Raw genomic sequence first — 22,133 nt, 5'->3', positions numbered from 1 at the left:
AAATCTATGTTAACTGGCAAAACAGATTAATTTTAGATGTAAGATTCTATAAAAAATCTAGAGAAGCAAAAATAATTGAAATCATTTGAGCATGGAGATGAAAAACTTAGATAATGGGGACTTGGTTTTGTCGCATATTCAACTAACATTGATGTAGGTACATTGTCTATGCCTAGAGATATTACTATGCAAGTTATATATTTAGACAGTCGGATTATTTTGATTTTGATTGTATTGATATGAACTTTGTTGTGTTAATGCCTTTACTAGTTTTGATTGTATATAAGCTAAAATAAAGGAATGGTAGAAATGAAATGTCTTCTTAAAATTATAGCAATTGCGCTTATAGCTGGGGCTATCAGCGGTTGCTCTGAGTTAGCAGAGATAGAAGAAAGAGGCTTTGTAGTAGGTGCGGCTTACGATATTGTTAAAGAAAAGAAATCAAATCCAATTATGAAAGGGACGTATCAGATGGTACTTCCCAGTAAGTTAACGCAGCAAGGTGGAAAAGGGGCAGGGAATAATTATATTAATGTGAGTGCAAAAGCAGATAGTGTATTTGAACAAATACGAATTATTGCTAAAAAAATTAGTCGTGAATTATTTTTTCCGCATATACAAGTGATTATTTTTTCTGAAAAATTACTCTCGAATCCTAATGCTTTACAGAATACGCTAGATGTATATATTCGTGATCATGAAATGAGAAGAAACATCCGTCTATTTGTTTCTGAAAAAAATGCAGAAGCTATCTTGAAACAAAGTGCAAAACCAGAAAATTTACCGGCACAGTATATTGATATGCTAGCTGAACATCCTCCGAAAAATGCTCAAATGGTTGAGGCAGCAAGAATTGGTGACGTGCAGGAAAAGATAATTTCAAAGCGTAGTTTTGTACTACCTGTCTTAAGGCCAACAAAACAAGGGATAGAAATGAATGGGGCTGCGTTGTTTCGCGGGAAGGATAACAAGTGTGTTGGAATGTTAAACGGAGAACAGACAGTAGGAATGAACTTTGTAATTGGTGAAAAATTAGGAGGTTATTTTACCATACGTAAAAAGAATCAGCTTATTACATATGAAATTCATAAGCTACACCGAAAAATAAAGGTATTTACTGAAAATACTACAAAACCGAAGTTTGATATTCATCTATTTCTCGAAGGTACTTTGGCGGAGTTGCATTTTAGTGATCATAAAAAATTTATGAATGAAAAACGCTTAACGAAGGATATTTCAAAAGAGATGGAGCAAAGGATTCAAAAATCAATAAAGCTTGTTCAAAAAAATATAAGGTGGATGTATTAGCGTTAGGAGAAGTATATAAGCGGAATAATTATAAAGAATGGAAGAAAATAAGTAAGAATTGGGATCATGGTGAAAATTATTTTAGTAATGCTGAAATTAATGTTCATGTTCATCCAGTAATTGAACATTCAGGCTCAGCTTTACCGAAGAGAGTAAAATAATGTGACTTGAATAGCTAGCCAAAGCTCACTGTTATAATCAGGGATGTTTCTCTAGATGTAATTATTAATCAACTATCGTACTATAAATAGTATAGGTGGAGTTTGTTTTGGCTTATGTACATATGGATATAGCAAGTATAAAAGTGAAAAATTTGAAGAAGATGAGCTATAATGATTAATTCAAAATACCTTTCATTAGTTATTAATGAAAGGTATTTTGAATTATTTTTATTGATGTAGCGATAGACCCGATTGCATTTTTTCTTTAATAATCAGTACATGCTGTATAAGAATTAGGTTTATTTTCTGGCAACTAAGTGTATTTTTATCGTTATGGGGTGACACCAATACAATAGATTGATAGGTATGGGGCAGTATCTATATCTATAAACTTCGCTACACCTATATTCACTACTGGGTTACGTATCTTTAATCAAGTGAAAAACAAGACTCATTTTGTAAAAACTGAAACCAACGTTTCCTAAATTGAACTTGAGCCATATCTGCATGAACATGGGCTTCCATTTTTAACGCTTCTGGTATAGGCCTAGGATGTTGACTTTCTACAATAATTTGATCCTCTTTTAGTACCTTTAAACTAAATTTAGCTAAGATTTGGTCTAGTAGAGGGAAGTGCTTTAAAAATGTCCTTCCGGTATATCCCATAATTAATGTCTCTTCTTCATCAATTGGTGTAAACGTAATGTACTGAATAAATGACTCATTCTCCTGTTTTCCACTGTGAAGCATCCATTGATGTGGGAATTTGTATTCAAGGTAAGCATCACCATTTGAGAATATAAACTGATCCAGTGTTCCCTCCAGCTTATAATTGGTTGATTCAGCTTTTGTTTTTCTACCAATCGTTTTTTTATGTACATAAGCAAGGTGAACAATATCCAGCACAGATTCGATTGATCGAGTAAGGTGTGCATTCCAAGTGGCGTGGAAGGAAGAGAGTTTAAAAGGAGTGTTCTCCATTACATGAAAAGTTTGCCATTCAGGTGGAGTTTCCTCACTATCAGGGTATATCCAAATCAACCCAATCTTTTCTTTTACAGGGTATGAGAAGGTATGAGCAAATTTCGGGATAGGTTTATTGGGTTGGGATGGAATTTTTACACAAGTACCACAACTATCGAACTCCCAACCATGGTAGGGGCAGACTAGTTTACCATTTACTACTTGCCCCAGTGATAAGTCAGCGCCACGATGAGGGCAGTAAGGTGATAAAGCTTGAACTTCGCCTTTTTCATCCCGATATAATACAAAATCTTTGCCAGCAACTCTTTTTTTTACTGGAACCTTTTTTATATCTTTTGAATAACTCACAGCATACCAATTACGTGGGAATACTCTATTTATATTTAGAGTCATTTATTTTCTCCTTCTTTTTTATTATGTAGTAGATTCTAATGATGTCTACTACATATTGTCTATTCTATGCTATAAAATATTTAAATGTTCGTTTAAAATTAAGGAATCTACAGTTTAATCAAATAATTATGAAAGCCTATATAATCTCTCTAAATGTAACAAAAATGACTATAGTACAATAGATTTTAAAAAGGAGAAAGTAAATAAACCAAGATTCACTGATAAATAGGATCAAAAAGAGAGGGGATTATTTTTATAGAACGATACAGCATTTCAGATACGGTGACACATGTATAACCATTGTTTTTAAGGTGGATCAGGATGTTTTCTAATGCTTCAACTGTCTGAGATGTCTCAGAAAATTCGCTACCATTCCAATCATGAAGTAGAATGATATTTCCAGGCTTTACACCTTTTATGATATGCTTTGAAATTTTGCTAGCTGCTGGACTCCTCCAATCTTGGGGATCCTGATGCCACGACCATAAGATCACAAGTTTTCCGTTTTGTATGGCTGTATTAATAATTAAATCATTATGTAGCCCTCCAACTGGACGATACAGCGTTGGTTTATAACCAGTAATTTTCTTGATAACTTCATCCGTTTGATTTAATTCTGATGTTAATTTAGCTGCAGTAATGTTTTTATTATAAATGTGATTATAAGTATGATTAGCAATTTCGTGTCCTTCTTTTACCTCTCTTATTAAAATAGCGGGAAACCTTTTAACTTTATTACCTGCTACGAAAAAGGTTGCTTTTGCATTGTATTTGGCTAATATATCAAGTATTTGAGGGGTGAAAACAGGGTGAGGACCGTCATCAAATGTTAGTGCAACTATTTTTTCCTTTGTATTTACTTCCCAAATTACCTTCCCTGTTTTTTCATATGCCATACGACTATCTGTAAAAGCATATATGGATATTGATTTGGAACAAAGAGAAATTATAAAAAAAATGAGGAATATCGAATTTTTTTTCAAAACTAATACACTCCTATGTGATACAAGTAAGTTTAGTTTATGGAGTTATTACTAAATTATTTAATAAAAAATTTTCAAATGATAGCTTAATGGACATGTGACTAGATCCCCTTTTAGAATTAAGTAGCTTTATGTTGAATTGGGTTAATTGACTTTTCTCTGAAAGAAGTCCATGATAAAATAGTTCATTTACAAACAGTTCAACGATGAATTATATAGAGAGAGAGGAGTTACTGCAATGATACAAAAAAATCAAAGCCTTAAAATAGAGGCGGAAGTTGTACAGTCATTTGTAGCAATAAATAAAGAAATTATAAAATTTACAAATCGAAATGCCTCTAGTTTAGGATTAACAGTACAACAAATGGGGATCTTAAACACAATTTATGGAATTCCTAATATTACCCTTAAAAGTATTTCAGAACAACTTTCAGTCCCTAAGAGTACAGTGAGTGTAAATGTGGATGAATTAGTCAATCAAGGATTAATCGAGCGAAATCCCTCATCTGAAGATCGTAGGGAGATAAAATTGAAAGTAACAACGAAGGGTCTAGAAACATCAAAAAAATCTATTGAAAATTCTACTTCCTATAAAGCGATGTCATTAGCATTAGAACAACTTCAGGAAACAGAAATTCAAACATTATTGCAAATTCATAAAAATATATTAAATTCTTTACAGAAATGCAATTAAGTCACAAAAAATTATTACGTCCTTGAAATGTTAAATAACCGTATACTTTTAGCGAGATAATATGCGGCTTTGTTCTAATCTGAATTTTTTTAGCTTGTTTCTCCGAAATGCTGGCAGCACTCCATTGTTATCAGGCTAAGCTTTTAAAGCACTCTCTAAATAGAAATCTTATTTTTTTATATGCCGTGGGGAAGAATGTGTTTTTTGATTTGATAGTGATGGGGCGTATGGTAAGACTTCAGTTGTACTTACTTACAGTGGAGCTTCAGAAAAAATACGGATTTAAAAAGTTAAGGGAATTTAAATATACAAAGCCTAAATTCTCGGTGTTATAAATAAGAATTTAGGCTTTAATTATTTCTTTAAAGCGCTCTTTAATGGAATAACTAAATGCTAATTTGATTTGCTGATGAACTACAATTACATATGCTTCCTTGTACTTTAGAATACCTAGCTAAATAAAAAGGGAAGATAAACTAAAAACTGTTCGCTTGCTTCATAAGTTAAATATTTCTAGGAGAAAATCAGTATAGAATATATAATCGAAGGTTGTTAAACCGGTTTATTTAATAAGACAATATGAGTATATTAGCTATATATCCTGAGGGAGAAATCTTATTTTATTGAAAATTGAGATATTAAGCAATATTCCTATTGCTATTAAATTCACCATTAAAGAACTTCCACCAAAACTTACAAATGGAAATGGAGTACCTGTAAGAGGAAATAGTCCCGTAATACCACCTAAATTTACAACTGATTGCATACCAATCATACATCCTATACCAATTGCTATAAAACTGCCGAATGGATCTACACATAATTGTGCAATTTTTAAGGAGCGAAGTACTATAGTCAAAACTCCAACCAATAGAATAAATACACCAATAAATCCCAGTTCTTCAGAAACTATTGCCATTATAAAATCAGTGTGTGGTTCTGGAAGATAACCTGTTTTTTGTATGCTATTTCCAAATCCACGACCAATGATTCCTCCAGAGCCCATGGCAATAAAAGAGTTTACAAGCTGGTATCCATTTCCTTGCGCATCAAGAAAGGGATTGAAAATCGTAGTAATACGTGTCTTTTGAACTTCTGATAAACTATATTGAATCAAATAATATAAAATAGGTAACCATAAAATAGAACCGATGGTAGTTCTTTTGATTAGTAGATTTATATTTATTCCTGAACAAAGAAATATGCTAAAACCTATACCTAATATTAAAAGTGCAGATCCTAAATTTGGTTGTTTAAAGATAAGAAAAAAAATTGTAGCTAAAAAAAATAAAAGTTTTCCGATACCACTCCAGTTATTTTTAGCTTGTTCTTGTCGCAATGCAAAAAAACGGGCTGTTACAAGGATTGTTCCTAATTTAAGAAATTCAGCTGGCTGTATTCCAAAGATCCATGATTGAGCATTATTCACCACTTTTCCTTTCCATAAAACCATAATTAATAAAAAAGTCCCCCCAACCATAATACAGATTGAGACTATTCGTTTTTTCCATATTTCATATGGGAGTAAAGCACAAACTATTAACCCTATTGTTCCTAAAAGTAGCTTTGTTAATTGAGAATCAACAAAATGTCTACTGTTATAACCGTAATGTTGGACAGCGACAATGGAGCTCGCGCTATACATCATGATAATACCTAAAGTACAAGTTATGAATAGAGGAAGGAGCAATAGATAATCGAGTTTTAATATTTTTTTCATTTTAATATCCTCCTGATTTAAAAAAAACATAATATTCCATTTGCTTATGAATAGAATCTTGTTCTCGTCAATTATTAAATATGACTTTTGTTTGGGAAGATTCTATCGCTTACTCCCTGTTTTTTCACGCAAAAATACCCCTAGTATGTAACTAGAGGGATTCAAAATGGCATGACTAAATAAGGCTTTTCTCCCCCTAGTAGAGCTTTGGCACTATACAACGTAAAGTAATGAAAATTCATTACTTAGCTATCTTAAGAAGAGCCTTAATCCGACAATTCCTGTTCTACCCATTGGCGTCTTTCGACATTTTTGGGCAATAGCCTGTGTTTGCATAGGAGCCTCACCTAACAGGTTAAGCAATATAAATTTTATGTGTTTGTTTCGTGTAGCAAGCATAAATATATTTTTTTTGCCTGTCAAGCAACCGTATTGCTAATTTTATTTATTTTATTGCTTTATAGTCCTTTGAGAAATGATAAGAGAAAATGTATGTAATCATTCCGTATAAGTACATATTTTTGACTTGTAGTGTATCGTGTGATTAAGTAGTTTAACCACATAAATTTGATAAACAGTAAAGAAGATTTTAATTATAAAAGAAGATTTTTTTAGACTGTTCTTTTGATATAAAGAATGACTAATTATTTATCTTTTGTTATACAATTGGAATTTGATTAAAAACAATAAGTTTCATATGTTTTATAACGCTTCTTCGAATTAAATCTATTTGAATTCTATGTTTTTAAGGGGAATTTTAAATTTATAATAAAATATAATTTAATTTTCTATAAAAGATTTTTTTATGAATGGAATTGAAAGTCAGTTGACAAATATTAAATTCTGGTTTAAATTTTGAAGTAATTCAATAAACTTTGTTAGGTGAGGCTCCTGTATAGAGAAACGCTGCTGCCCAAAAATGTCGAGAGACGCCAATGGGTCAACAGGAACGGTCGGATTAAGGCCCTTCTTAATGTAGCTGGTTATAAAAACCTATGCTATACAGTGCTAAAACTCAACGAGGGAGTGGTATACGATTTGATAGAAAGGCACCTCTGTGATTTTGGCAGGGCGGTCTTAATAATCATTTATTTGTATTGTGAAAAAACCTTTACTCCTTTTTGAGTAAAGGTTTTTCTGTTTAATTTTATTTATTTTTATCTTGTCTATATTCAAAAAGGAGGTAATTCTAACTAATGAATTGATTGCAATGTAACTATTATTGCTTTAATAAAAAATTTAAGACAGATAAAATAAAACAAAACCACTCATGAAACTCTAGAGTCTCCCTTAGCAATATGAGGAGGAGTTAACATGAAGAAATTATTAAAAGAATTACTTGTAACCAAAAATAATTTGGATGCAGAGAAAGTTTTACGTCTTCCGTCGTATGATGTTGCACAAGAAGTAAAAAGATTTTCAATTGAAGATCAAATCATATTGCTAAATACGATTCCCGTATTAAAAAGCTCTAAAATTCTTCAATATATGAGTGCAGAAGAAAAATATAATATCTTAATTCACTTATCTGAAAACAAAGCTAAAAAGTTACTAAATTTACAACCGATTGATGAATTAGTAGATTTACTTCTAGCGGTTCATCCTGAAAAACAAGCTAAATTAATGGCGTATCTAGACAAAATTACAAAACATAACGTAAAAAAATTGATGAATTTCAAACCTGAAACGGCAGGAAGTCTTGTCACAAGTGATTTTGTTGCAGTTAGAGGAAATTGGTCAGTAAAAATGACATTGAAGTACATTAGGGAACATTCTGAAAATGTAGAATCAATATCTTATAGTTATGTTCTTGATAGTCATGGTTATCTTGAGGGAATCGTTTCCATACATGAGTTATTACTAGCAGCAGATGAAGAGATATTATCTACTATTATGATTCAAGAGGTAATTTCAGTACAAGCTGAAGTTGACCAGCAAGAAGTTGTAAAAAAGCTCCTGAATTATAATTTAGCAGCAATACCTGTGACAACAGCAAATAATAAAATGATTGGTATTATAACATTTGATGACGTAATGAATGTTATGGAAGCAGAAGCTACAGAAGATATTCAAAAGTTAGGCGGAAGTGAACCATTGAATCAATCTTACTTTGAAGCTAGCATTTGGAGCATTTTCTTAAAACGTCTACCATGGTTATTACTTCTTTTTGTTGCTGAGGCATATACAGGTACAGTATTAAAGTATTTTGAAGACGAAATTGAAACTGTAGTTGCCCTTGCTTTCTTTGTTCCGTTATTAGTAGGTACTGGTGGGAATACAGGAACACAGGTTGTAGCAACAATTACTCGTGCAATTGGTATTGGAGAGGTGAAATTTAAAGACATTTTCCGTGTAATGAAAAAGGAATTTGCAATTGGTATGCTTCTTGGACTTGCACTTGCGGTAGCTGGGCTCACTCGCGCTTATATGTTAGGAGTTGGAACAGAAGTTGCACAAGTTGTAGCAATCACTTTATTATTTATTGTTATTTGGGCCTCTCTTGTAGCAGCTGTTTTACCTTTGATTCTAAGAAAATTAAAACTAGATCCTGCAGTTGTTTCAGGTCCATTTATTACAACATTTGTTGACGGAACAGGATTAGTAATTTATTTCATGGTTGCAAAAACGTTATTAAATTTATAAATATACAATGAAAAAACGAAATTTGGAATAAGTATTTTGCCTTAATTGCTAAAATATAATGGGGAATTCAGGCATGAGGAAATCAAACACTTATGTCTTGAGATAAATAATATTTTAATGGATTTATTGAATGTAATGAATGCTGGAGGATAAAACTATGAAACATCTAAGAAAAATCTTCAAACGAATTTTGCTACTGTTGTCTATTTTCATGCTTATTGGCATAGGAATATTATTTGGTACTAGCTATGGCCGAGAGCTTCGTATAACAATGGCTGGGAGTATACTAACTTCTCAGCATCCACAATATGCGAAATATACATTCCTATCCCAAAAGGAACTAGATAAACTGCAAGATAGAATTAACCATCCGAAATGGTCAAACAGTGATGAGCATATTTATAAAAAAATAGCAGGAAAAAGATTAGAAGAATTTAAAAATCAACCATTAGAAATTGATGTAGAAACAATTAAAAGTAACAAAGATAGTCGCTTTCTTTTTGAAGGGAAATTAGTTACTATTAGCAATCCCTTCAATGTTAAACTTGTTAGCCATCAAGGAACACAGGGCGCTAACAGAGGAGAAAAAATTAGCGTAATGGCAAAGCGTAATCATGCACTTGTTGCTGTGAATGCAAGTGGATTTGCTGATGAAACAGGAAGAGGTGGAGGAAATGTTGCAACTGGAATAGTAATAGAAAATGGGGAAGCTATTGATACGAATATGGATAGAAATACCCCTACAATTATTACGGGTTTAACAAAGTTTGGGCAAATGATAACAGGAAATTATTCTACCCAACAACTTTTGGATAAACAAGTCGTTTCAGCGGCAGGATTTATGCCACAGTTAATTGTAAATGGAGAAAAAATGATTACAGAAGGAGACGGTGGCTGGGGCTCTGCACCGCGAAGTATTATGGCACAAAAAGAAGATGGTACAATTATGTTTCTAGTTATTGACGGTAGACAGACGCATAGTATAGGGGCTACGTTAAAAGAGTGTCAAGATATTCTATATGAAAAAGGAGCAATAAATGCAATGGCAATGGATGGAGGATCCTCTGCTACTCTATATTTAGGAGGAAGGGTTATAAATTCACCTTCTACATTGTCTCATGAAGATCGCTATTTACCGAATGCTTGGGTGGTAACAGCAAATTCGAAGCAAAAAATAAAGATGACAATAGATGGAGAAAAAGTAAATCCCAAAACATTAGATAATATTGGTACAAATATTTAAACCCATGTATGAGCTACTTATATAAATAAAGATTTTAAAACCGCAAAATGTATTAATGAATAAAATCCGTAAAATGAAATCAGTACACATAAAGGAGAAATTGTATAATTGCATAAAGTTTATGAAAAAATGGAAGTATAATTTGGTATTGTGTAATAAAGATAAGGCCCACCTACGGAAATAGGTGGGTTTTTTGTTGGGTATTTTTATCTCATTGCACAAAAGGGAACTTCTATTAAAACTATAGCATATTTTTATAGCTCTTATATTGAGAAATAAAGAAAAAACACCCATATAAGAGTGTCTTTTCCCATAGTTTTTAGCAGAAGCAAGAAGCTCCAACAATAATTAATAAAATAAATAATACAACTAATAAAGCAAATCCTCCTGCAAAGCCACAGCCGCCACCGCAGCTACCACCAAAGCCCATAATAATTCCTCCTTTAAATAGTAGGAGAAAAATAAGGAGTCACTCATGTATTTTAATGGATTCAAATTACTTTATTTTTTTAAGGATTAAATGAGCAGGTCCTTTTAAAAATAAGGGAAAGATGATTTAGGGCGCTTCACCTGAATATAAATAAATTGCACATTTTCTTAAAAACAAACTATTGAATTATATAAATAATTAGATTAAATAATATAATGTATTAATCTTAGCAGAAGGGAGGAATAACCATGCAATTAGTTTGTTTTAAAGTAGTAAGTGGACAGTACTTCTTAGTTGTAGAGGGTATCGAGATCCCTGTCCCAATTCCAGCGTTTGCTGCAGCTCTATTAATTGGTTTAGGAGTAATCCCGCTTTGTTCTTAATATAAAGAACTCCAAACAGCCCTACCTTTCAATTGATAAGCCCTCAAGTGTAAGAATGCTTGAGGGTTTTTATAATAAAGAAAAGACACCCAAAGGTGCCTTCCTCCGACTTGAACCACTTTAATTTTAATGATATGTATTGGACGCCAATTCAATTATTATTTTACTATGTTAAGTAATATTGTACATTGAGAAATTTGGTATACCTCTTTATTTAAACGTAAAAAGCCCTAGAAGGTCTGGGACTTTTTAACAGAATGAAAATGATTCAAAAAATGGACTTTTATAACGTAACATACGACTGTTTCATAAATGTATCGTAAAAGTGAACAAAATCTATATTTTGTAAATAAAGATTCAGAGTTATAATATTTGAGTAATACATTATGTAATTATAGGGGTGGAGAGCTTGGATAGAACATTTGAGTTTAAAGGGGCAGGGAAAACAGTAGTAAGAATAGAGGATAACTTCATTCGACTGAAGCGAAGAGGAGCCTTGAATTTTTTAAATCATGGATTAGACGGTGAAAAAACCATTGATATTAACAATATGACTGGTATTCAAATTAAAAAAGCCAATTTCTTCACAAATGGTTACATACAATTTATTTTTATGGGTAGTCAAGAGAGTAAAAAAGGGGTTATGGCTGCAGCAGCAGATGAAAACACAGTTATGTTTACAAAAAAAGAAGAAAAAATGGCTGTAGAAATTAAAGAGTATATTGAGAGTATTTTAGCTAATAAAAGCAAACCTCAAGTTTCTGCATCAGTAAGTGGGGCAGATGAAATATTGAAGTATAAAGAGTTGTTAGATCAAGGAGTTATTACTGAAGAAGAGTTTCAAGCGAAGAAAAAGCAATTATTAGGAATTTAAAAAAGCACTCATATGAGTGCTTTTTTTATTTTAAACCGAATTGAGATTTATTTTACAATTTACCTTCTTAGAACATGAAGTTCGCATTAGCACCAAATCCTTTTTCTACATTCCATTTATACATAATGGTATGAAGTTGTTCGCTAGCTTGCCCAGTCTATGATAAAACTTCCCCGTCGCTACCAATGATAGTTTTAACTTCGTCGTAACTCATTCCATTTTTGATTTAATTGAACTTAGTTTTGCTAATTCCAGGTTTATTTTTCGGAGCTTCTTCTTTCTTAGGCCCCTCTTTTTTGGGTTCTTCTTTTTTAGGCTCTTCTTTAGTAGCTGGCGCTTGTGTTTCTTGTTTAAGGGTACGGCCGCATACCCATTAACTTAAGAAAAGTAAACATCCCCAAAACAAAAATATGAGCTCATTTCTCGAAATAATTAATTGTAGAGAAAGAAAATTGTCATTTAGGGGGTACTTCAAAACCTTAGCTTGATGGCGATGGGGTCTCGTCACACATCTCTAAGTTGCGGTGATCCTCATAGCCAAAGAAGTAAGAAGATATTTAGAAGCGCATCAAATTTTGAGGAAGTGCTTGTGAACTGTATCATAAATAAATGAGGTTTTGTATGTTCAATTTTTAAATAATACCCAAGAAGGAGTGGATTGCAGTTATAGTAATACTCCTTTTTTTGTATTTCTATAATAGATGATTTTTTTAAAAAAACAGAATTGTCTTGACAGTTATTGAATGGATTGATAAGGTTATAAAAAAATATTTCTTATCCAGAGAGGTGGAGGGACTGGCCTTATGAAACCTCAGCAACAGGTCTGCTTAAGTAGACACTGTGCTAATTCCAGCGGGTGATAATCCTGATAGATGAGAGCTTCCGTTTTTATTTGTCAGTAGCGCCCTCTTTTTTAGAGTGCGTTTTTGTTTTTTCTGGATAGTAACTAAAGGAGAGTAGAAATGGAGAACAAAAATGGGCAAGAATTTCAAAGGAAAATGCAAGCACGTCATTTAGTCATGCTATCACTTGGTGGGGTGATTGGAACGGGCTTATTCTTAAGTTCGGGTTACACTATTCAACAAGCTGGCCCATTTGGAACAATTCTATCCTATTTGGTTGGTGCACTAGTGGTTTATCTAGTTATGCTATGTTTAGGAGAACTTTCCGTACATATGCCCGAAACGGGCGCATTTCATAGTTATGCAGTTAAATACATTGGACCGGGTACAGGGTATACAGTAGCCTGGTTGTATTGGTTAACTTGGACTGTTGCTTTAGGTTCTGAATTTACAGCCGCAGGATTACTTATGAAGCGATGGTTTCCATCGATTAATGTTTGGGTATGGAGTGCTCTTTTTGCCATTTTGATCTTTGTATTAAATGTTCTGACTGTTAAATTTTTTGCCGAATCCGAATTTTGGTTTTCATCGATAAAGGTTATAGCTATTGTGATTTTTATTGTGTTAGGAGTAGCGGCAATGCTAGGGTTTCTTCCGATGGCTCATTCAAAAGCAGCACCATTCTTTTCTAATTTTACAAGTGGAGGTTTATTTCCTCATGGTGCTACGGCCATTATGATGACCATGCTTGCGGTTAATTTTGCTTTTTCGGGAACAGAATTAATAGGCATTGCAGCTGGAGAAACAGCGAACCCGGAAAAAATGATACCGAAGGCCATTCGAACTACTCTGTGGAGATTGATCATCTTTTTTGTAGGAACGATTGTTGTTTTATCTGCGTTATTGCCTATTTCCGATGCGGGGGTATTAGAGAGCCCTTTTGTTGCAGTTCTAGAACGAATTGGGGTGCCATATTCAGCTGACATAATGAATTTCGTTATCTTAACAGCCATTTTATCTGCGGCAAACTCAGGCCTTTACGCCTCTTCTAGAATGCTTTGGTCGCTTGCTAATAAGAATATGATATCCCCCATTTTTGGAAAAATGACGAAGCAAGGTGTTCCAATCAACGCCGTCATTTTCAGCATGGTGGGTGGAGCTTTGGCTTTGCTCTCAAGTATTGTGGCACCAGATACTGTCTATATCGTACTTGTTTCCATTTCCGGTCTAGCAGTAGTCGTAGTTTGGATGAGTATTAGTGCTTCCCAGTTCCTATTTCGCAGACAATTTTTGAAAGAAGGAAATTCTGAAAAGGACTTGATTTATCGCACACCACTATATCCATTAGTACCAATTGCTTCTTTTATCCTTTGTCTGGCATCGTGTATTGGAATTGCATTCGATCCAACACAGAGGATTGCCTTATATTGCGGCATACCGTTTATTTTGTTTTGCTATGGAAGTTATTATCTAACAAAAAATCTAAAAAAGAGGGGCGTAGATTATGTCGAACAAAATCAACCCAATTGATGATATTTTATCCCAACATTCCATTATGATTCTTGACGGAGCATTAGCTACAGAATTGGAGGCACATGGATGTAATTTGGACGATCCCCTTTGGTCGGCACGTGTGTTACTAGAAAATCCAGAACTAATTTATCAGGTTCATTTAGATTATTTTATTGCTGGAGCAGACTGTGCCATAACAGCAAGCTATCAAGCTACTATTAGTGGTTTTTCCACGCGTGGAATACAAGAACAGGAAGCTTTGAAATTAATTAAGAAAACGGTGTTACTTGCAAGAAGGGCAAGAGATGATTTTTGGAAGGAAAATAGGCAAACGAATAGGCCTAAACCATTAGTTGTTGCATCAGTTGGGCCGTACGGGGCTTACCTTGCAGATGGTTCAGAGTATGTAGGCAACTATGGTGTGACAGATAAAACATTAGCAGACTTTCACCGTTCGAGAATGTCCGCGTTAATCGAAGCAGGTGCAGATCTATTGGCATTTGAAACGATCCCTTCCCTGCAAGAAGCAAGAGTATTAGATACATTATTGCGTGAGTTTCCAGAAACATATGCGTGGCTTACCTTTTCGCTAAAAAATGAGAAAGAGATTAGTGAAGGTATGAAACTCGTGGAGTGTGCACGAGCTTTTGAGAAAAGTGAACAAATTGTAGCAATAGGCATCAATTGTGCGCCAGTAAACGTTGTGACTGGTGCAATCCAAGAGTTGAGGGCAAACACCAAAAAAACGATTATTGTTTATCCAAACTCTGGTGAAACTTATAATCCAGAAACAAAAACATGGCATGATTATGAACAATGTAACGCGTTGGATATTCAATCTGAAGAATGGTACCAAGCAGGTGCACGTTTAATAGGTGGATGCTGCAGAACGACACCTTATCACATTGAGGGGATATCGAACAAGTGGCGTTCCTCCGAGTTTTTCTATTCGAACGAAGCAAAGCAGTAATGTAATGATTGATAATCTATTTTTGTTTGTATTTTCATGATTTAGCTTGTTAAGGAATCTACAGTTTCATCTAGTGGCACAAAATGTTTTTTCAGAGACACAAATGTGGATGGTAGCCTCGGAAATCCTCTGGACTTTTGGGTACCTTAGGTATGGAAAGGAATCAGGGAAAATAAAAACCGCTGGTTTAATAGATATGGTAGATAACATGCTGAATCTTTTAATGAAGATGTAGTTGATCCAATTGAAGGTGAAGGGGACCATTTATCATTTTAGCCAAGAAGACTCCTTCCTCTAGGAGCGTGAAGGGTCACAGCCCAGTGAGTAGGTGGGAGATGAATTGGCTTCGAACAAGGGATGGCAGGAAGCCATCTTAATTGTTCGACATACAGAAAGTGTTACTCGACTACATATCGAATGTACGTTTGGTGTATAATAGTCTTATACCGAAATGGAGGTGAATCAAATAATGATGAATAAAGCCTATAAGTTTCGTATCTATCCAAATCAGGCACAAGCAATTCTAATCAACAAAACGATTGGATGTTCTCGCTTTGTATTCAATTATTTTCTATCCTTATGGGATCAAGCATACAAAGAGACAGGAAAAGGCTTGACCTATGGTATATGCTCTGCCAAACTACCTGCCATGAAGAAAGAGCTTGTTTGGCTAAAAGAAGTGGATAGTATTGCGATGCAGTCGTCTGTTCGCAACCTTGCGGATGCTTATACACGCTTTTTCAAAAAACAAAACAGCGCACCGCGCTTTAAATCTAAGAAGAACAACGTACAATCTTATACGACAAAACAAACAAATGAAAACATTGCCGTTGTAGGGAACAAAATAAAGTTGCCGAAACTAGGCCTTGTTCGATTTGCCAAAAGTCGCGAAATAGAGGGGCGTATTGTAAATGCTACGGTTAGACGGAACCCTTCTGGTAGATATTTTGTGTCACTATTAGTTGAAACAGAAGTACAAGAACTTCCGAAAACAAGTTCTTACATTGGAATAGATGTAGGACTAAAAGATTTCGCTATTTTGTCAGATGGAACACACTATGAAAATCCGAAGTTTTTCCGATCATTAGAAGATAAGTTGGCGAAAGCACAGCGTGTGCTTTCTAGAAGAATGAAAGGATCTTCTCGCTGGAATAAACAACGAGTAAAGGTAGCTAGAATTCATGAATACATATCCAATGCTAGAAAAGATTACTTGGACAAAATTTCAACTGAAATCATCAAAAACCACGATGTTATCGGTATAGAGGATTTGCAAGTATCGAATATGTTAAAGAATCATAAGTTAGCAAAAGCAATTAGTGAGGTATCTTGGTCGCAATTTCGATCCATGTTAGAATACAAAGCAAAATGGTATGGCAAACAAGTCATTGTCGTATCGAAAACATTTGCTTCCAGCCAATTATGTTCTTGTTGTGGGTATCAAAATAAAGACGTTAAAAATCTAAACCTACGTAAATGGTTTTGCCCTTCATGTCAAACACATCATGATAGAGATATTAACGCAAGTATCAATCTAAAGAATGAAGCGATAAGGCTTCTAACCGCAAGGACTGCGGGGTTAGCCTAATCAATTAGAGTTCGATAGAACTCTTTACTTAGGAATCCCTCACTTCTAAACGAAGTGAAAGTGGGGGTAGTTCAATCGTAATTAAAGTTAACGAAGAGGTTAATTTATTTATTTAAAAAATAGTTCAATAATTATATAAAAAGTTGTAGTAGTTAATATGGTCATATTGTTGTAAAAAAGGGTAGATGTAAACAGGTATGCTCTCCTGTTCATCTATCCTTTCCTTTTTACCTTATAAAATGTGTGACATTATATTCAATCGTATAAATATAGGATTTCATTACTATTTCCTGGATTTTTAATAAAACGATAGGGTTTATTTGGTATGCGTATTATTAAGAGTATGCTTCTATTTTAGGAATGCTTTACCTCACAAAATGAAAGTACACTTTGTTTCCATTCTTAAGTTGATAGATGTCTGGTGCCCCACTGTAAGAACGTAATTGTATTGTAGAAAAATAAAATAGAAGGATTACTTACCTTTAGTAAATATGAGAACTTTATATTTTTATTATTTACGATTATGCAATATCAGACCTCAGATATTAAAATTTATTTACGAGCTTTTAATTTATATAAATATCATACATGGATTAATGGTTTTATTCTAAATGCAATTCTTAATTGTAAAGTTTCGTTTGGATCTTTTATGTTTCGTCCAAGTATTTCTTCACATTTCTCTAAACGATAAATAACGGTATTACGATGTAAAAATAAACGTTTAGCAGTTTCGGATATTGCACAATGAGTTTCTAAATAAACAGATAACGTGTGCAATAGTACAGCATGATCTTTTTCATTTTCATTTGCAAGTGAATGTAGTGTGCTCTCATAGAACTTTTTTAATTGTTCTTGTGGAATCATACGTAAAATCGCTGAGATTTCTTTTGCTTGATAGATCTCAATAAATTCTTTACTCCCTGATATTTCACCGTAGTAAAATGCATCTGTTGCTTCTTTAAATGAATGAGATATATGTAACAATTGTTCGCTAGAATTAGCAATTCCAAAAGATATGCTTTTTTGAAAATATGTATAGATTTTCACCTGTATGTTTTTTAATAAAGAGATCATTCGTTCTTTTTCAGTTTGTCTCCAAATGCCATCACAATTCACCAACAAAACATACATATCATCTTTTATGAATAAATGAACATTTGCAGTATAAGAATTTAGTTCTTCCTCTATCAAGTCATATATAAGATCCTTTTCTTCTTGATATTCCATAAATGACATAGTGAATTCTTTTATATCTATTTTTCCTATAATACAAATATACTTTTGGTCAAATGATAAATTAAATTCTTTTCCTAGATTAATAATTTCATTTTGAGTAGAGAAAACACTATTAATAACATTCGTAAAAAATTCATCCTGAATGCGTCTTGAGTATTGTCTTAAAGAATGTTCTTTTATTAATTCAAAAGCAAGGACGTTTGCAGCTTGTTCAACAGCCAATACCATTGAACGATTTAAAGGTGAAATAAAGCCGTCTATAACTAAATAGCTGTATTGATTATTCTGTGTAAAGATGGGAAAAATTGAAACTGTATCACGAGTTTTAGTAAGAAGAGAAAAAGTAACAATTTCTATTGTTGATAACGGTAGTTTACGCCCGTTTATAAAAAACTTCTTTAAAATTTGAATAGATGCTTTAGTGTTATTGTATTCGGAAATAGGGCGCAAGTGATAGTCAAGTAGTACAACTGGTAACTGAATTATTGATGATAAATTTTCCAAAATCATATTTATGCCTTTTCCACTTATAATGTGATTTGAAAATTGTTGATGTATTTGCATTGCTTGATGTAATTCATTAGTTCGCATATCCAGAATATAACTTAAGGTTTGATTTACAAGATCTCCTAGTCCTATGTCAAATGGGAGCTCAATAATTGGAAAATAAATTTCATCTGCTAATGAAATAATTTCTTCGGGTATTTCTTGTAAAAACCGTTTAGTTTTTATACCTAAAGCTGTACAACCTTGTTTCTTCATTTGTATGATAAGTTCTCGTAATGCATACATATCGTCTTTAAAATGATATGCACTTGTAACTAATAATTCGTTTCTTTTTAAGAAATGAATTATATCAGGTGCATCCATCATATTAACGGTATAAACTTCTTGTTCTAAACCCTTATGACCAGCGATAAGTTTAGCTTGATCAAAAATAGGGATTTTCATAATATCATATAGTTTCATTAGATTTCCTCCAAGGATGACTTATGTAGGATATTAAGAGCCAAATTACTAAATAAGTAGATTATACTAACTCTTAGTATGTATTACAAAGTTTAAATGTAAATACTACGTTATAGAAAATAATAACTGGATAAATTGATTAATAATATTTTGCTAAATAACGGCCATTATAAAACAGGAAACCTGAGAGTAAAAGGTGTTAACTCTAACTATGGTTATAATAACTAAAAAAACAGTATATATTTGGATGATTTGTCAATGTAGTTATTAGAATTAAATAATAATATATGAAATAGGCCTTATAAAAAATTCGAAAAGTTGTTGGATATCCAATTATTTCAGAGTTATGTTTGAAAGATTCTCCATAAAAAGATAGGGAAATAAATAGATTTAAAATGAATTGTGAGAGAAAGTATTATACGAATTTGACAAAGTGTTAAAGTAGTATGCTTATAAAAATATTAAATAAGGTGGATTTTCACTGAAAAATGTAAAGGGAGTATTGTTAATATGTCTGAATCCTTAATGAAAAAACAAGATAAATTTGGAGAATCCACTACTTTGATTCCTTACTGGTGGAAAGTTGTACTGGCATTTACTTTAGGAACAATATTTCTTAATGCGGATCGGTACATTTTAAACCCTATATTGGGAGAAATAGGGTTGGAGTATAACTTGAACAATACTCAATTGGGTTTAGTAAATAGTATTTTCTTTTTCACTTATACAATCGCACAAATTCCGGCCGGTACATTGAGCGATAAGTTTGGGAGGAAAATAATTCTGGTTCCGGGTTTTATTTTATTTGGAATTTTTACAGGAGTAAGTGGTATTATGGCTGGATTTACAGGATTCTTAGTGGCGCGTGCTTTAACAGGACTTACACAAGCTACTTATTATGGACCGCAGTTCGCACTTTCTTCTGAGGCAATACCAAATAAAAGAAGGAGTATGGGTTCTGCCATCATTAATAGCGGAGCAGCTTTAGGAATATCATTAGGCTTTATTTCTTCTAGTACCCTTGTGTTGGAATGGGGAATAAACTGGAGAATGATGTTTTACATATTTTCCGTTTTAACCATTTTATGCGGTTTGTTCATTGGTTTTGTTGTCAAAGAAGGAAAGAGACAAAAGAAAGATGTAAGTAATCCAGTCATAGATATAGAGACTGATATAAGTATGCTTTCTTTATTAAAGAACCGTAATCTTTTAATTACATTCATTGTATTATTTTGCTCTATTTATGGATTTACAGTTATTATGACGTGGTTACCAAAGTATTTACAAGTGGAGCGGGGATTTCAGGGCAGTGAAATAGGTTTTATTTCATCATTAGTTCCATGGGCAGCAATACCAGGATCACTTTTTGTGGGTTATTTATCTGATAAATATGGAAAGAAAAAGATATTTGTATTTACATTGGTTCCAATCGCCGCAATTTCTTTATGGGCAACGGTGTATATTCAAAGTATTCCTTTAATGATTGGAGCTCTTATTATTTATGGTCTTTTTGGGAAAATAGCGCTAGATCCGGTGCTAATTGCAACTGTTTCAGAGAACGTAAATCCAGAATCATATGGCCGAGCGTTTAGTCTTTATAATTTTATAGGAATGTCATCCTCAATTGTGGCTCCATTTATCGCAGGTTATTTAGCCGATTTAACGGGCAGTATGGCTGCTGGGTTTTATTCAGCTGTTATCATTCTTGGAATAAGTTTAATTATCATGATGTTTTTTAAGGAGACTTCTCCGAATACACATTTTGAAGAAGGAAGCATTTAAGAGGATAAGAGTAAATTAATTGGAAGTTTACTGGAGGGAAATTAATGCATACACTGGATAAGTTGCAATTAGGAAAGGATACACTCGATTTACTTCATTGGTTAGGAGAATGTGGAAAAGATCCAGAAGGGGGAGTATCCAGGTTCTTATATAGTTCAGAGTGGCTAGAGGCTCAAGAGTCTCTAAAAACGCTATTTATTAAAGAGGAATTATCTATCCATTATGATGAAATCGGAAATTTATTTGGAACGCTTGAAGGTAGTAAATATAAAGACGAAACAATATTAACTGGTTCTCATGTTGATACAGTAAAAAATGGAGGATTATTTGATGGGCAGTATGGTATTATCGCTGGACTTTTAGCTATAAAATATTTAAAAGAAAAATATGGACAGCCTTTGCGGAATATTGAGGTTGTATCCATGGCGGAAGAAGAGGGAAGTCGGTTTCCATATACATTTTGGGGATCTAAAAATATTGTTGGGATTGCTAAACAAGAAGATGTTCAGAATATCTCAGATTTTAATGGTCAAGCATTTGTAGAGGTGATGAGACAAACTGGTTTCACATTTAAAGCTAATCCTGAATATGCTCGTAAGGATATTAAAGCATTTGTTGAACTTCATGTAGAACAAGGAGAAGTACTAGAGAAAGAAGAGAGATCCATTGGTATTGTCAAAAACATTGTTGGTCAACGACGGTTTACAGTTGAAATAATTGGTGAATCCAATCATGCAGGCACAACACCAATGAAATATAGAAAAGATGCGATGAGTGCAGCTAGTTATATGATACATAGGATTCATACCATGACTTTAGAACATGGGGAGCCACTTGTTGCCACTGTTGGGGAAATTAAAGTAGAACCCAATGTCGTAAATGTAGTACCAGGTAAAGCTATATTTACGATAGACGTAAGGCATGTAGAAAAAGAAGAATTGCATCAATTTACTGATGAAATAGTACAGGAAATGAACAAAGTTGCAAATCAATTAGGAGTCCAAATAAAAATTAAAATGTGGATGGATGCTGCACCAGTACCAATGGATAGAGATATAACTGACATTATCGAAAAGCAATGTTTGCAAAATAATATTGTGTATAAAATGATGCATAGTGGTGCAGGTCATGATGCTCAAATTATAGCACCATATATACCGACCGCCATGGTTTTTGTTCCAAGTCATAAAGGTATTAGTCATTCGCCGTTTGAGTATACGGATCCTAAAGATTTAGCTGAAGGAGTAAATGTGTTAATTCATACATTATATGAATTAGCATATTAACACGGTTTAAGTAAATTTATAAATAAACAACAATATTTTATTGTTGTTTATTATTTAAATTAACTATGTAATTATCTTATTCAATTCAGATCTACTACAAGTAAAGACCCTGATATTAAATTTCTAAAAGGG

Annotated in this window: 15 protein-coding genes, 1 pseudogene and 3 riboswitches; of the genes and pseudogenes, 11 read left to right on the top strand and 5 right to left on the bottom strand. The window is 33.2% G+C overall.

The window, feature by feature from the left end; all coding sequences use genetic code 11:
- The first annotated feature begins 309 nt into the window (after window positions 1-309).
- Window positions 310-1,469 (top strand): annotated as a pseudogene (locus tag ACW0JX_RS27010) (Ger(x)C family spore germination protein).
- Window positions 1,470-1,898: 429 nt separating this feature from the next.
- Here ACW0JX_RS27010 and ACW0JX_RS27005 read toward each other — a convergent pair.
- Window positions 1,899-2,846 carry a Rieske 2Fe-2S domain-containing protein gene (locus ACW0JX_RS27005; RefSeq protein WP_168411514.1) on the bottom strand — a complete coding sequence of 316 codons (948 nt, stop codon included), beginning with the start codon at window positions 2,844-2,846 and terminating at the stop codon, window positions 1,899-1,901.
- A 215-nt stretch (window positions 2,847-3,061) separates the two neighbouring features.
- Window positions 3,062-3,829 (bottom strand): polysaccharide deacetylase family protein, encoded by a 768-nt coding sequence (locus ACW0JX_RS27000; RefSeq protein ID WP_459245904.1) that lies wholly within the window; start codon window positions 3,827-3,829, stop codon window positions 3,062-3,064.
- 238 nt (window positions 3,830-4,067) lie between these two features.
- Here ACW0JX_RS27000 and ACW0JX_RS26995 point away from each other — a divergent pair, with 238 nt between their 5' ends.
- Window positions 4,068-4,523 carry a MarR family transcriptional regulator gene (locus tag ACW0JX_RS26995; protein ID WP_168411512.1) on the top strand — a complete coding sequence of 152 codons (456 nt, stop codon included), beginning with the start codon at window positions 4,068-4,070 and terminating at the stop codon, window positions 4,521-4,523.
- 592 nt (window positions 4,524-5,115) lie between these two features.
- Here ACW0JX_RS26995 and ACW0JX_RS26990 read toward each other — a convergent pair.
- On the bottom strand, window positions 5,116-6,243 hold the full coding sequence (locus ACW0JX_RS26990) for an FtsW/RodA/SpoVE family cell cycle protein (protein ID WP_087952174.1): 1,128 nt from the start codon (window positions 6,241-6,243) through the stop codon (window positions 5,116-5,118).
- Window positions 6,244-6,428: 185 nt separating this feature from the next.
- Window positions 6,429-6,605, bottom strand: a riboswitch (M-box (ykoK) riboswitch).
- Window positions 6,606-7,110: 505 nt separating this feature from the next.
- Window positions 7,111-7,276: riboswitch (M-box (ykoK) riboswitch) on the top strand.
- Between the two features lie 281 nt (window positions 7,277-7,557).
- Between ACW0JX_RS26990 and mgtE the strand changes: the two genes are divergently transcribed.
- Together mgtE and ACW0JX_RS26980 are read left to right on the top strand one after the other, a co-directional pair.
- Complete coding sequence (gene mgtE, locus ACW0JX_RS26985) at window positions 7,558-8,886, top strand: magnesium transporter (RefSeq protein WP_459245903.1); 1,329 nt, start codon at window positions 7,558-7,560, stop codon at window positions 8,884-8,886.
- A 157-nt stretch (window positions 8,887-9,043) separates the two neighbouring features.
- Window positions 9,044-10,129, top strand: a complete 1,086-nt coding sequence (locus tag ACW0JX_RS26980) for a phosphodiester glycosidase family protein (protein WP_098629479.1) — start codon at window positions 9,044-9,046, stop codon at window positions 10,127-10,129.
- Between the two features lie 319 nt (window positions 10,130-10,448).
- Here the strand turns inward: ACW0JX_RS26980 and ACW0JX_RS26975 are convergent, their stop codons facing one another.
- Entirely contained in the window at window positions 10,449-10,559 is a 111-nt protein-coding gene (locus tag ACW0JX_RS26975; RefSeq protein ID WP_000505681.1) for a YjcZ family sporulation protein, read from the bottom strand.
- Window positions 10,560-10,807: 248 nt separating this feature from the next.
- On the opposite strand from ACW0JX_RS26975, the gene ACW0JX_RS26970 reads away from it, so the two are divergent.
- The 5 genes from ACW0JX_RS26970 to tnpB all read left to right on the top strand — a co-directional run bounded on the left by ACW0JX_RS26970 (window position 10,808) and on the right by tnpB (window position 16,728).
- The gene (locus ACW0JX_RS26970) at window positions 10,808-10,942 is read left to right on the top strand and encodes a hypothetical protein (protein WP_255290326.1); all 135 of its coding nucleotides are present in this window, start codon (window positions 10,808-10,810) and stop codon (window positions 10,940-10,942) included.
- 409 nt (window positions 10,943-11,351) lie between these two features.
- The gene (locus ACW0JX_RS26965; protein ID WP_224413741.1) at window positions 11,352-11,816 is read left to right on the top strand and encodes an SHOCT domain-containing protein; all 465 of its coding nucleotides are present in this window, start codon (window positions 11,352-11,354) and stop codon (window positions 11,814-11,816) included.
- A gap of 771 nt (window positions 11,817-12,587) precedes the next feature.
- A riboswitch (SAM riboswitch) is annotated at window positions 12,588-12,695 on the top strand.
- A gap of 83 nt (window positions 12,696-12,778) precedes the next feature.
- Window positions 12,779-14,188, top strand: coding sequence for an S-methylmethionine permease (gene mmuP / locus ACW0JX_RS26960; RefSeq protein ID WP_168411497.1), 1,410 nt, complete (start codon window positions 12,779-12,781; stop codon window positions 14,186-14,188).
- The gene (mmuM, locus tag ACW0JX_RS26955; RefSeq protein ID WP_168411496.1) at window positions 14,163-15,140 is read left to right on the top strand and encodes a homocysteine S-methyltransferase; all 978 of its coding nucleotides are present in this window, start codon (window positions 14,163-14,165) and stop codon (window positions 15,138-15,140) included. The genes mmuP and mmuM overlap by 26 nt, the downstream gene beginning before the upstream one ends.
- Before the next feature lie 469 nt (window positions 15,141-15,609).
- Window positions 15,610-16,728, top strand: a complete 1,119-nt coding sequence (tnpB, locus tag ACW0JX_RS26950; protein ID WP_459245902.1) for an IS200/IS605 family element RNA-guided endonuclease TnpB — start codon at window positions 15,610-15,612, stop codon at window positions 16,726-16,728.
- Window positions 16,729-17,310: 582 nt separating this feature from the next.
- Here the strand turns inward: tnpB and ACW0JX_RS26945 are convergent.
- Window positions 17,311-18,933: a PucR family transcriptional regulator ligand-binding domain-containing protein gene (locus ACW0JX_RS26945; protein ID WP_168411495.1), complete on the bottom strand. Its 1,623-nt coding sequence runs from the start codon at window positions 18,931-18,933 to the stop codon at window positions 17,311-17,313.
- Between the two features lie 510 nt (window positions 18,934-19,443).
- On the opposite strand from ACW0JX_RS26945, the gene ACW0JX_RS26940 reads away from it, so the two are divergent.
- Window positions 19,444-20,715 (top strand): MFS transporter, encoded by a 1,272-nt coding sequence (locus tag ACW0JX_RS26940; protein ID WP_459245901.1) that lies wholly within the window; start codon window positions 19,444-19,446, stop codon window positions 20,713-20,715.
- A gap of 44 nt (window positions 20,716-20,759) precedes the next feature.
- Window positions 20,760-22,001 (top strand): allantoate deiminase, encoded by a 1,242-nt coding sequence (allC, locus tag ACW0JX_RS26935; protein WP_087952166.1) that lies wholly within the window; start codon window positions 20,760-20,762, stop codon window positions 21,999-22,001.
- The last annotated feature ends 132 nt before the right edge of the window (window positions 22,002-22,133 follow it).

The organism is Bacillus sp. C-3-6, from assembly GCF_054509685.1.
The sequence above is the reverse complement of the archived record's forward strand: the minus strand, read 5'-3'. Positions and strand labels throughout refer to the sequence as shown.